Consider the following 11,813-nt stretch of genomic DNA (forward strand, 5'->3'; position numbering starts at 1 on the left):
CGAAGAATCGTTAAGTTGGCTCGCCTTTCACCACAAACACCGAGCAGTGAGAATGGCGAACTATCTTTGCGGCATTAGAACCTAAGCAATATGAGCGAAAATTCGGATTTGCGGATGCCATAACAATGGCGTCCACTTGAGAGTATTTGGCTTGCTGCAACACTTCATCAAACACAACTCCATTACGAACCATCGCTTTGCCACGATGTTGTTTTGGCACATAGGTTTCTAACATCGTCTGTACACAATCAAAGGCACTTTGATGTTGAGCTGAAAAAGCACTGCCTGATGCTGTCGGTACCATACTGTGATGCACCCGTGCCTCATCGACATACAACATGTCTATGACACCTTGTTCGTCTATCAGCTTAAGCGCCATGTCGACCTCTTTTTTCACGACATCGGTATGTGAAAGGTCAACGGGCATTAGAATTCGCTTGAGGCTCATATTAATTTACTCCCATCACTGTGTTTGGTAACCACATCACCACTTCAGGGAACATCATGCACAGAATCAATACGCACAGCTTTAGAGCGATAAACGGAAGAATCGAGCGATAGATGTCCATCATACTGACGCCAGGAGGTGAAATTCCTTTCAGATAAAACAGCGCGAAACCATAAGGTGGCGTTTGCACGGCGATTTCGATGTTTAGGATCATTAAGATACCGAACCAGATTGGGTCATAACCCAAAGACACGACAATAGGTGTAAACAACGGAGCGCACATCAAAACGATGATTAATTCATCAATAATGAAACCAAGCAGTAGCATGATCGCTTGCATCAAGAGGATCACACCCCAAGGCGGTAAGCCGAGATCCTCAGTGATCTGCGCCACCATATTTTGCACGCCACTTAACATGTGAAAGTTACTAAATAGCGACGCGCCTAAGATGATCCACATCGACACGCTGACCAGCATCGCCGTTTCAAACCCCGATGATTTGAACATTTCGAAACGGAATCGCTTAAAGACAATCGCAAGTATTATCGCGCCAACGACCCCGATAGCACCCGACTCGGTTGGCGTAGCAATACCAGTAATGATGCTGCCCAACACAGCCACAATCAGTAATAGAGAAAACAGGCCATCACGTGCTGTGGTGAACTTCTCTTTACCCGTCATTTTGCTTTCACTACCCGTGCCTAGCGGGGCTTTTTTCGGATTAAGCTTACAGCTAATGATCACGTAAGCCATCAGCAAAACGATTGAGATCAGAGCTGGAATGAGTGCCGCTAAAAACATCCGCCCAACCGAATTTTGGGTCGTCGCCGCATACATGATCATCGGTATACTCGGCGGGATCAAAATTCCCAAGCCACCGCCGGCCATGATCACACCCAGAGCCAGTCGCTTATCATAGCCACGCTCTAACATTGGCTTGAGCGCGATGCTACCCGAAGTCATGATCCCTGCACCGATAATGCCGACCATGGCACCAATCATGGAACACACCCCAATCACACTGACCGCAAGTGAACCACGAATACGGCCAATGACCATTTGACTGGCGTTAAACATCGCATCGCCAATTCCGGAGCGAGTCAGCAATTGACCCATGTAGATATACAGAGGAATCGCCAGCAGAATAAAACTAAAAAAGTTACTCTCAATGGTTGTTGGAACCAGGTTGAAGATCCCTTCACCCCAAGTAAGGTAACCCATTCCCATTGCGATACCACCCAGAGCAAGACCAACGGGTGCACCCAATGCAAAGGTGAACAGAATGCAACCAACCAGTAACAGCGTCAGAACTTCAATACTCATATGCCCTCCGCTGAGTCTACTAATGTCTCTGTTTGTTCATGCTCTTCAGGAGCTTGTTCGATAAGCGCTTTGCCTGTCACCAGGTAGTACAGGTCTTGAATAATGTCGCTGGTAAACTGGACGATAAACGCCCCGCAAGCGACAATCATCATTACCCAGAAATGTGCCATCGAAGGCGCCCACTCAGACTGGCGACGATAATTAAACTCGATAGCTTCTTCAAATTTACCCAGTGCCATCATTAAAACCACACAGAGAAAGAAAATGGCCAATGAATAAGACACAAGGTTAAATAGTGAACGGACTCGCTTAGATACCGACAGGTACAGCACATCCACATTAATATGGGCTTTATTTTGTTGTGCCAGAGCCCCACCCAACGCCGCTATATACCCGAATAAGAAAAGTGAAACGTCATACGCCCAGATAGTTGGAGTGCCGAGCACATAACGAGAAAAGACTTCAAAGGCAACGGTAGCAGCGAGAACAGGCATTAAGATGGAGGCAGAAAGGCCAATCCAATAAATTATCTGATTAATACCGCGACAGTAGATTTTTAATACTCTAATCAACATAGACATCACCTATAACAACATGAAAGAGATAGGGGGGAAGGCAACTCCCCCTTAAGTACTGATTCAGCCGGAGAGCTCCCCCCAGCGAAATCATCTAAAGTGTGTTATTGGGTGTCTTGAACGATCTTAACTAGGCGTTGGCTGTACTTGTCAGAATCTGCATATTCTTTCCAAAGTGAGCCAGCACTTTCGTTCCATTTGGCTTTATCCTGCTCACTTGGCTCAGGACTCCACTCCATACCTTTCGCTTCCATTTCAGCGATAGCTTGTGATTCCCATAGACGAGACTTAGTCATCTGCTCACGGGCATGTACAGCACTTGCCGCTCGAACAATCGCTTTCAAATCGTCAGATAGTTTGTTCCATGCCCCCTTGTTAACCACAATCGGTAAAGTTTGTGCGCCAGCAATTGGTAGGCGGTACATGTATTTCGCTACTTCAACATGGTTACCATCACGGTGGTCAATAATATTACTGCCGATCGAGCCATCAATAACGCCCGTTGCTAAACTGGTATAAATTTCGCTGTAAGAGAGTGACGCAGGCGATGCGCCCAAATTACGTAAGAATTTTCCGTACGCGCCAGGAGCACGAATCTTAAGACCTTGGAAATCTTCAATTGAGTTGATTGGTTTTTTCGTCAGTACATAAACGGGTAGCTGGATGTAAGGTTCAAGCCAAACTAAGTTTTGCTTGTCGTAAGCTTCTTCCAGGACTTCTCCCCAGCCTTTTTCATGAAACAGCGCACTTAGCTCGCCGACATCATCCGTCATCCCTGGCAAACCAACTTCCACAACACCCGCTGGGAACTCACCTGCATGCATTGGCTGGAACGGAGCGCCCATTGTGATCAAACCTGATTTCACTGAGCCAAGTACACCTGTTTGCCCAACACCTTCACCTGAATACATGACTTGAACAGAAATGCGGCCGTTTGACATCGCTTCAATGTTGCTCGCAAAGTCTTTGTACACTTCACCATATGCCGTACCGCGAGGATAAAGGTTTACAAAGCGCCAATTATGTTCAGCTGCAAACGCTTGAGGAGCCGTGAATAGCGTGCTTGATATTGCAAGAGAACAAGCAGCAACAATTTTGGCTAGACTTCCTTTGTTCAGTTTTCCTAAGTTTTTAAACATAAACTTTCTCCTTGGATTATTTTTTGTTATGACTCAACCAGAAACAATGCGAAGTGGCCCTCACCCCTTGTTACAGTCACGTTAATCATTGTTACGTTTTAATCACATCCGTTAAATTTATATTTTTTCACCTAAAGTTTTATAGCCATCAAACCAACCAGTTGAGTTAACAAAATCACGGCGATTTACGATATTTAAAACAAAAAAAGCAGCACTCGAGGTGCTGCAAAATATTTTTATCAAATATAAGGGAAAAGAACTTCTTAGGGTAAATCAGTCAAAATAAAGACAGAGAGCCTCTTACTTCAACTAGAGGACACTTTATATTCCGTGACATAGATATTTGATTTCTAGGTAGTCTTCAATGCCATATTTGGAGCCTTCACGCCCACATCCCGACTCCTTCACACCACCAAATGGCGCAACTTCCGTCGAAATAATGCCTTCGTTGATGCCCAGAATCCCATACTCAAGCGCTTCACTCATACGCCACACGCGGCTGTGATCTCGTGTATAGAAATAAGCCGCTAAGCCATAAGGCGTGTCGTTGGCACGACGAATCACATCCTGCTCATCATTAAATCGGAAGATGGTTGAAATCGGACCAAACAGCTCCTGATGAGCAATATCCATCGCTTCAGTCACATCCGTTAAGATGGTTGGTTGATAAAACTGCTGACCGCTCTCCAGCCCCTGGCCACCTAACGCTAACGTTGCACCTTGCTCTATTGCTGTTTCTACCAAACTCGATACTTTTTCAAACGCTTTTTGATTGATTAGCGGACCGATCTCGGTACCTTCGACTAAACCATCACCTATCTTGAGTGCTTTCACTGCTGAAGTGAATTTATCCATGAACTCATCGTACACGGCATCATGAATGTAGAAACGGTTGGTACAGACACAGGTTTGCCCTGCATTACGGTATTTAGAAATCACTGCACCCAAAACCGCTTTATCGATATCGGCGTCGTCAAAAACAATAAATGGTGCATTTCCCCCTAGCTCTAACGAAACTTTTTTGACCGTATCAGCTGCTTGGCGAAGAATCAGTTTGCCAACAGGCGTTGAACCTGTGAAAGAGATTTTGCTTACTAGAGGGTGGCAACACAGTACATCGCCGACTTCAGCAGGACGAGAGGTTGTCACAACGTTAACCACACCTTTTGGTATACCCGCTTGCTCGGCAAGTTTTACCATTGCTAACGCACATAGCGGTGTGTCTTCACCCGGCTTAATCACGACAGTACAACCCGCGGCCAAAGCTGGGCCGACCTTACGAGTGATCATCGCAACTGGAAAGTTCCATGGCGTAATCGCCGTTACCACACCAATAGGTTGCTTGATAGTCATGTAACGGTTGTTCGGATTGCCTGAAGGGATCACATCGCCGTACATTCTCTTCGCTTCTTCGGCAAACCATTCAATAAACGATGCGCCGTAAAGCACTTCACCGTAAGCTTCTTTATAAGGCTTACCTTGCTCTGTAGTGAGTATCTTAGCGAGTTGTTCTGCGTTTTCGATAATTAAATCGAACCACTTTTTAAGTAATCCAGCACGGTGTTTCGCGGTGGTAGTGTGCCATTCTTTAAATGCTGAATGAGCGGCCATGATGGCGGCTTGCGACTCTTCTTTCCCCATATCTGGGACAGAAGTAATTAACTCGCCCGTGGATGGGTTTATTACATCGACTTGCTTGCCATCGCGCGCTTCAACCCACTCCCCATTGATAAAACCACGGGATAAGATCAAATCTGTCATTAGTTCTATTCCTACTGTTCTAAACATTAACAATGTCAAAGATTTAAAAAACCATATCGCGCAAAATAGCGATGGAACTTAACGTAATGATAACAATCTATTGAGGCACATAAATATTCCTCAATAAACATAAAGTTTTACGAGCATAAAACAATGACCAGAAACGCCGTACCTATTGGTCACATTGGTGACTACGAAATAAAACAACTTAAAATTTTTAAAGTCGTCGCTGATTGTGGTGGTTTTTCCGCAGCTGAAACTGAGCTCAACGTGAGCCGCTCAACAATCAGTATTCACATATCCAATCTCGAATCTCGATTAAACCTTGTACTATGTCGTCGCGGACGTTCCGGGTTTGCTTTGACGGAAGAAGGCGCCGTCGTCTATGAGGCCACAGTAAAGCTACTGGGTGAGCTAGAGGACTTTCGTAACACCATTAACCATCTCGACATTCAGCCCTCGGGCAGCCTAGAAGTGCTGTTTAGCGATAACATCAGTTTGGATAATAGGGCTAAGATGCCCGAGGTGATTCGTAATTTCTCCAGCATCGCCAAAGAAGTTTACTTAACGGCTGAAGTGGCTCGCATGACGGAAATAGAACGTAAAGTGCTACAAGAAGAAGCAGATATCGGCTTTATCCCTTTTCACCGTGAGCTAGATGGCCTGGAATACGAACACATCTATACCGATATTTGTTACCTTTATGCCAGTAAAGATAACCCGCTTGCCAAGCTGTCTAAGAAAGAGCTTTCTGAGGACATCATCAACGGCTTCCCTGTCGTTTATGCGGGATTAAAGCCGCAAGAGCTACTGCATTCTCCTTTGTCTAAAATGAACTTAAAAGCCACCGCCTATAACTATGAATCTCGGATGGCACTAATACTTTCGTCCCGATTTATTGGCTACTTGCCGGAAAACTATGCTAAGCCGTATGTAGAGAGTGGACAGCTTGTGCCTGTCGCTCCAGATAAAAGACACTATTCTGTAGAGATAATGGCGATCACCAAAAAGACCCTTTCAATCAATAAAGTACGTTCGCTGTTCATCAAAACCATGCGTGACTTTTACCGCAAGCAGAATGCTTAAACTTACCTAATCTAGCCGATGTTGTTTGTCTATTCTTACCCTACCAAAGCAGGGAAAATTGAAGTTTTAGGCAAACAATAGCGAATATTGAACAATTCGATGTTGGCTATTGCATGCCATAATTTCTCCACCCCGTGATAGCGGAAACAGCATGAGCTCCACTGATTTTAAAGGATTAAGCGCCAATAGAGTTCATTGTCTTACGTCCAATCAGCGCAATGGAGATATTCTACAATGGAATATACAACATTAAGTAACAACCTAGAGATGCCGATGGCAGGCTTTGGTGTTTTTCAGGTTACCGATAAAGAAGAATGCAAACAGTCAGTACTCAGTGCTATCCGTGCTGGCTATCGCCTCATTGATACTGCCGCCGTCTACGGTAATGAAGATGCCGTCGGTGACGCAGTACGTGAAGCCATTGAAGAAGGGCTTTGTACGCGCGAAGATCTCTTTATCACGTCAAAGTTGTGGGTTCAAGACATGTCGAATTACGATACGGCTAAAGCGGGTATCGAAGCGTCACTTGAAAAGTCTGGTCTAGAGTATTTCGATTTATATCTACTACACCAGGCAATGCGAGACTATTTTAGTGCTTGGCGCGCGATGGAAGATGCTTACGAAGAAGGCAAGCTCAAAGCGATTGGCGTGTCTAACTTCTACGCACATGTGTTGGCGAACTTCTGTGAGACAGTAAAAATCACACCCATGGTTAACCAGATTGAGCTACACCCCTATCATGCTCAGCCGGGCGCGCTAGAAACAATGAAGCATTACGGCGTTCAGCCTGAAGCATGGGCACCATTAGGTGGTGGTCGTCATAGACCTTTTGAAGATGAGATGCTAAAGGGCATTGCGCAAGCACACGGCAAAACAGTTGCTCAAGTTATTCTGCGCTGGAATTTACAGCGCGGTGTCACTGTGATTCCTAAATCGGTTAAACAAGAACGCATTGAAGAAAACTTCGATATTTGGGGTTTCACGCTTTCAGAAGAAGAGATGGATAAAATCAGCAGCCTTGATTTAGGTTACGTTGGCGAAGCGGTTAAGCACTTCAATCCTGATTTTGTTCGCGGCTGTCTCGGCGTGAAAATTCACGACTAATTCTGGTTAGTCACGTAATTGATTAGACACACATCGCCAGTGGTGTGTGTCTAAACACTTCTGGCAAATAGAACTGCATTTTAGTGGCACACGAGCTTAAAAAGTGACATCGGGTTAACGCACCTTACCAGTTCTCATATTAGTTTCGTATTTGGATAACAAAAGATACCTTATCGCGGTAATTGCTGAGCGCCCCACCGAACAACATTCTCAATATCTGGTAACAATATCCCTTTCTCTTCAATACAGAACAAGAGTTTGGAAAACCGATCACGTTGCGTACTATCAACGCCTTGTAGCCACTCATCAATACTACTTTTTACGCTATCCACATCTGAATTTGAACATTCAATTCCAAGCTGATCGAGATCACTAATAAAGTCATCCATATCTACAAGATCTACGTGCATCATAATCACATACTCCTTACCAAATAAGGGGGAGTCCTTCCCCCAACAAGTCTAAAATAGACGATTCAAAAAATGGCTGTGATCAATTTCTATTTCACACAGCCAAAAATGTTAGCTGCGTAGCAATTATGCTTTGCGGTATAAGTGGATTTCAGATAGTAGCCCTTTGTATAAGCTCCAACACATCAACACCAATACGAGCGTGAACGGCAGGCCAGTCGTAATCGCACCAGCTTGCAACGCTGTTAGTGCTTCTGAGCCACCTCCAAGCAGTAGTGCAATAGCAATAAAGCCTTCAACAATTGCCCAGAAGATACGCTGTCCAACTGGTACATCTTCTTTACCACCCGCAGTGATACTATCAATAACCAATGAGCCCGAGTCTGAAGACGTCACAAAAAAGACCAGTACGAGCAAGATACCAACCACTGATAGCAACGTAGACAATGGCAAGTTTTCAAACATTTGGAACATTGCCAGAGAAACATCGCTGATACCATTTGCTAGCTCACCGACACCAGTCGTCGCCTGTTCCATCGCCGTGCCGCCCATCACACTTAACCAAACCATAGTGACCAAAGTTGGGATAAGTAGTACAGCGGTGACGAACTCACGAACAGTACGTCCTTTTGATACACGTGCGATAAACATACCTACAAAAGGTGACCAAGATACCCACCACGCCCAGTAGAATACCGTCCAGCCATGGAACCAGTCTGAATCTTCACGTCCAATCCAATTTGAAAGTGGCACGAAGTTATCGGCGTAACCTACCGCGATATCACCAAACGTATTTAAAATAGATAGAGTCGGTCCAATGACCACAAGAAGAGCAACTAAACCTGCCGCGATGAGCATGTTAATGTTACTCAATATTTTCACTCCGCCATCCAGTCCTCGTGCGACTGAAATTACCGCAATACCCGTTACTACTACAACAAATGCGATTTGAGTAGAAATACCACTTGAGACACCGAATAGATGGCTAAGACCACCAGCAGCTTGCTGCGCGCCAAAACCAAGAGACGTCGCAAGGCCAAAGATAGTGGCGAGAACGGCAAGAATATCGATGAAGTTACCAATCGGGCCCCAGCAACGCTCACCAAGAATTGGGAAAAAAGCAGAACGGATAGTGAGCGGTAGGCCTTTGTTATGTGTAAAGAATGCTAAGGCCAAGCCGACTACGGCATAAATCGCCCAAGGGTGTAAACCCCAATGGTAGATCGTTGCACTCAGTGCCATTTTTCTGGCTTCTTCAGTACTTGCTTCCACATTCAAAGGCGTACCGTACCAATCGGTATAGTAGGCGACAGGTTCAGCCACACTCCAGAACATCAGACCAATACCCATACCAGCCGCGAACAGCATGCTAAACCATGAGACCGTTGAAAATTCTGGCGTCGCGTTTAATCCACCTAAGCGAATTTTACCAAGTGGTGAAACCAGTAGTATTAAACAGAAAGCGACAAATAGGTTACATCCGACAATGAAGAACCAGTCAAAATTTGTGATTGACCAAGTTCGAGCTGCCATAAGTGCATCTTTTGCGCCTTCAGGAAAAATGAGCGTCAAAATGATGAACAATAAAATTAAACTAGCGCTGATACCAAAAACCGGGTTGTGTATATCCATCCCCAAAATTTTGACGTTATCTTGCCCTGCACAGTAGTCTGTTTCATATTTAGCGGTATGATCAGATTTATATCTTCTTCGGCTACTCACTATGCTTTTCATGCGATCCCTCTTTAGTGATTAACATATAATTCGGTTCAGTAATTCCTTTCTCTGAATCGTTTTTTTGTTGTTGGTTGATCACGCCAGGTACCGAAATTTTCCGTAAATTGTCGGTACCATGAACGTGGTTCAATACGTTGAACTGCTGACGAATAAAATAAATGTTTTTAGGGCGTGTTAACCTTTATGGTCAACACGCCCTATTTATTTACTTACCACCCCTTCTTCTAGAAGTAAGTCAAACACCACCTGAGCCATTTCACTGACAGGTTGGTCTTTAAGAACCTTACCTCCAGTCGATTCTGCTTTTGCTGTCGCTGCTTTAAAGCGATCAGCTGCACTTTTTGCTTTTACGACTTTCAAGCGTTTCGCTTTCGGCTTAGCGATACTGACTTCCCAAGTCATCCTTTCTTTGTCTAATTGTTTACCATCGACCTCTTCTGCGACGACTTCACAACGACGTGCGCGACCAAAAGCACTTTGTCGTGGCTCTTGAGCGGCGAAATCCACACTGGCAATAAATGGCAGAGAAACATTAATCGCTCTGCGTTGTCCTCGTGGTAACGCTTGCAGTACGCGTGCTGTACCATTTTCGACAGACAGAATTTCTGCGACGCCCATAACAATCGGGCAACCCAACTCTTGAGCAAGAAAAAAAGGTAGTGTGCCTGAAGATTCGCCATTTTCCGCGCGCATTCCTGTCAGAACGATGTCGGGCATGTCATCTCGAAAGTACGAAGACAATGTGTTGACCGCATCGTCCTGTTCGTCCTGGGACAAAACACGAATTTGAGAAAGGCCCATCCCGCTGTAATACCCCAGAGCTGGATCCTGAGGATTACCTGCGTGAAGTACCTCTAACTCACAACCCTCTAAGTTCATCGCCAGTTCGACGGCACGTGCATCGGTCGCTGAACGGCGCGCACGTCCGGTATCCGGGTGCGCACCAATGGAAACTAACGTACTGACACGCAGTGTGTCGGTTTGATTATGCGGCATCCTTCAACTCCTTTGATTGGTGGAGTTGAATAAGAGCAATCAACTCTCTTAAAAACTCATTACTATCAGCAATCACACTCAGATCCGCGCGCTTGACCATGTCACAACCCGCATCCGTGTTTACTGCGATGACTTTCTCACAAGCACCAATACCTTGTAGGTGTTGAATGGCTCCCGAGATACCAACGGCGACGTAAACTCGAGCAGTCACCCAGCTACCGGTAGCACCAACCTGACGGTCACGAGGCATAAAGCCATCATCAACCGCTACGCGGCTTGCACCTTCAGTTGCACCCAGTACATTGGCCGCTTCGTGGAATTTGTCCCAATCATGAATACCGTTACCTGCCGACAGAATAAACTCTGCCTCAGTAAGTGGTATTGCCTGAGGATCCACCGCGACTGGACCAAGATCTTCGATACGAGATTCAATGCTGAATGTGCCTTCAAATTCAACCGGCAGCACTTCGTGCCTGGTTTCATCAATTGGTAGCGCACATTCTTGAGCCAGCAGAAGCACTCGTGGTGTCACACGTTTGATGTCGTGACGAAGGCCTGCTGCTCGACATACCGCATGCTCACTGTCGACTTGCCACGCTTGCGTTGCAGGACGTTCATTAATCGCCGCAGACAAACGCGCGCCAAGTTCAAATCCACCTTGAATGCTATCCGGGAATAGCCAGTGCTTAGGCGAATATTGCGTTTCGATACTCGCCAGAACCTCTGCTCGCTGTTCTGGGCTGTAGTGATCAAACACTTCATCCGGAATCGTTAGCAATCGATCGACGCCTGCAAGATCAAACTGTTCTTCTTTGTGGGTGCCGAATACCACTGCCATCACAGCGCCCTCACCGTCAGACTGTTTAACCAGCTGATGGGCTTGGCCAAGAACGTCTTTATCATGACTGCTCAAGCGACCACCTGGCATATCTGGCACAACCACAATGTAAAAGTCTGGAGACTCAACCTTGTGCAACGGCAATTCAACACTTGCTTGGCTGCTTTGGCGAGCACCCATCATTGAGGTTGCGGCATTATTGTTAAGACGGTCAATACGCTTAATGCCATTTGGCCCAATAAAGCCAACACGATGTGGATAACGTCTAGTTAAGCCGCTTGGTCCAATCTCTTCAACTGGCTGTACCATCAAGCTTTCATGCTGTGGGTGTAGCCTATTGCGTCTAATCCACTCGACACGAGGGTCACGGCGTAAAATAAATTCTCCCATGATCT

11 protein-coding genes are annotated in these 11,813 nt (G+C 45.6%); 2 read left to right on the plus strand and 9 right to left on the minus strand.

The window, feature by feature from the left end:
* Window positions 1-10: 10 nt before the first annotated feature.
* The 5 genes from OO774_RS23580 to OO774_RS23600 form a co-directional block, all read right to left on the minus strand.
* Complete coding sequence (locus OO774_RS23580; protein ID WP_264907208.1) at window positions 11-448, minus strand: universal stress protein; 438 nt, start codon at window positions 446-448, stop codon at window positions 11-13.
* Between the two features lies 1 nt (window position 449).
* The gene (locus OO774_RS23585; protein WP_264907209.1) at window positions 450-1,772 is read right to left on the minus strand and encodes a TRAP transporter large permease subunit; all 1,323 of its coding nucleotides are present in this window, start codon (window positions 1,770-1,772) and stop codon (window positions 450-452) included.
* Complete coding sequence (locus OO774_RS23590; protein WP_264907210.1) at window positions 1,769-2,347, minus strand: TRAP transporter small permease; 579 nt, start codon at window positions 2,345-2,347, stop codon at window positions 1,769-1,771. Before OO774_RS23590 ends, OO774_RS23585 begins: the two co-directional genes overlap by 4 nt.
* A 104-nt stretch (window positions 2,348-2,451) precedes the next feature.
* A complete protein-coding gene (locus OO774_RS23595) occupies window positions 2,452-3,486 on the minus strand; it encodes a TRAP transporter substrate-binding protein (RefSeq protein WP_264907212.1) in 1,035 nt (344 codons plus the stop codon).
* 321 nt (window positions 3,487-3,807) lie between these two features.
* Entirely contained in the window at window positions 3,808-5,247 is a 1,440-nt protein-coding gene (locus OO774_RS23600) for an NAD-dependent succinate-semialdehyde dehydrogenase (RefSeq protein WP_264907214.1), read from the minus strand.
* A 153-nt stretch (window positions 5,248-5,400) separates the two neighbouring features.
* Between OO774_RS23600 and OO774_RS23605 the strand changes: the two genes are divergently transcribed.
* The gene (locus OO774_RS23605) at window positions 5,401-6,333 is read left to right on the plus strand and encodes a LysR family transcriptional regulator (RefSeq protein WP_264907216.1); all 933 of its coding nucleotides are present in this window, start codon (window positions 5,401-5,403) and stop codon (window positions 6,331-6,333) included.
* A gap of 234 nt (window positions 6,334-6,567) precedes the next feature.
* The gene (locus OO774_RS23610) at window positions 6,568-7,437 is read left to right on the plus strand and encodes an aldo/keto reductase (protein ID WP_264907218.1); all 870 of its coding nucleotides are present in this window, start codon (window positions 6,568-6,570) and stop codon (window positions 7,435-7,437) included.
* 170 nt (window positions 7,438-7,607) lie between these two features.
* On the opposite strand, the gene OO774_RS23615 is transcribed toward OO774_RS23610, so the two are convergent.
* The 4 genes from OO774_RS23615 to OO774_RS23630 form a co-directional block, all read right to left on the minus strand.
* Window positions 7,608-7,850: a hypothetical protein gene (locus OO774_RS23615; RefSeq protein WP_264907220.1), complete on the minus strand. Its 243-nt coding sequence runs from the start codon at window positions 7,848-7,850 to the stop codon at window positions 7,608-7,610.
* Between the two features lie 123 nt (window positions 7,851-7,973).
* Window positions 7,974-9,581 (minus strand): BCCT family transporter, encoded by a 1,608-nt coding sequence (locus tag OO774_RS23620; RefSeq protein WP_264907222.1) that lies wholly within the window; start codon window positions 9,579-9,581, stop codon window positions 7,974-7,976.
* A gap of 204 nt (window positions 9,582-9,785) precedes the next feature.
* Window positions 9,786-10,580, minus strand: coding sequence for an electron transfer flavoprotein subunit beta (locus OO774_RS23625; RefSeq protein WP_264907224.1), 795 nt, complete (start codon window positions 10,578-10,580; stop codon window positions 9,786-9,788).
* A complete protein-coding gene (locus tag OO774_RS23630) occupies window positions 10,570-11,808 on the minus strand; it encodes an electron transfer flavoprotein subunit alpha/FixB family protein (protein WP_264907226.1) in 1,239 nt (412 codons plus the stop codon). The genes OO774_RS23625 and OO774_RS23630 overlap by 11 nt, the downstream gene beginning before the upstream one ends.
* Between the last annotated feature and the right edge of the window lie 5 nt (window positions 11,809-11,813).

The sequence above is a fragment of the Vibrio sp. STUT-A11 genome (genome assembly GCF_026000435.1).
GTDB lineage: Bacteria > Pseudomonadota > Gammaproteobacteria > Enterobacterales > Vibrionaceae > Vibrio.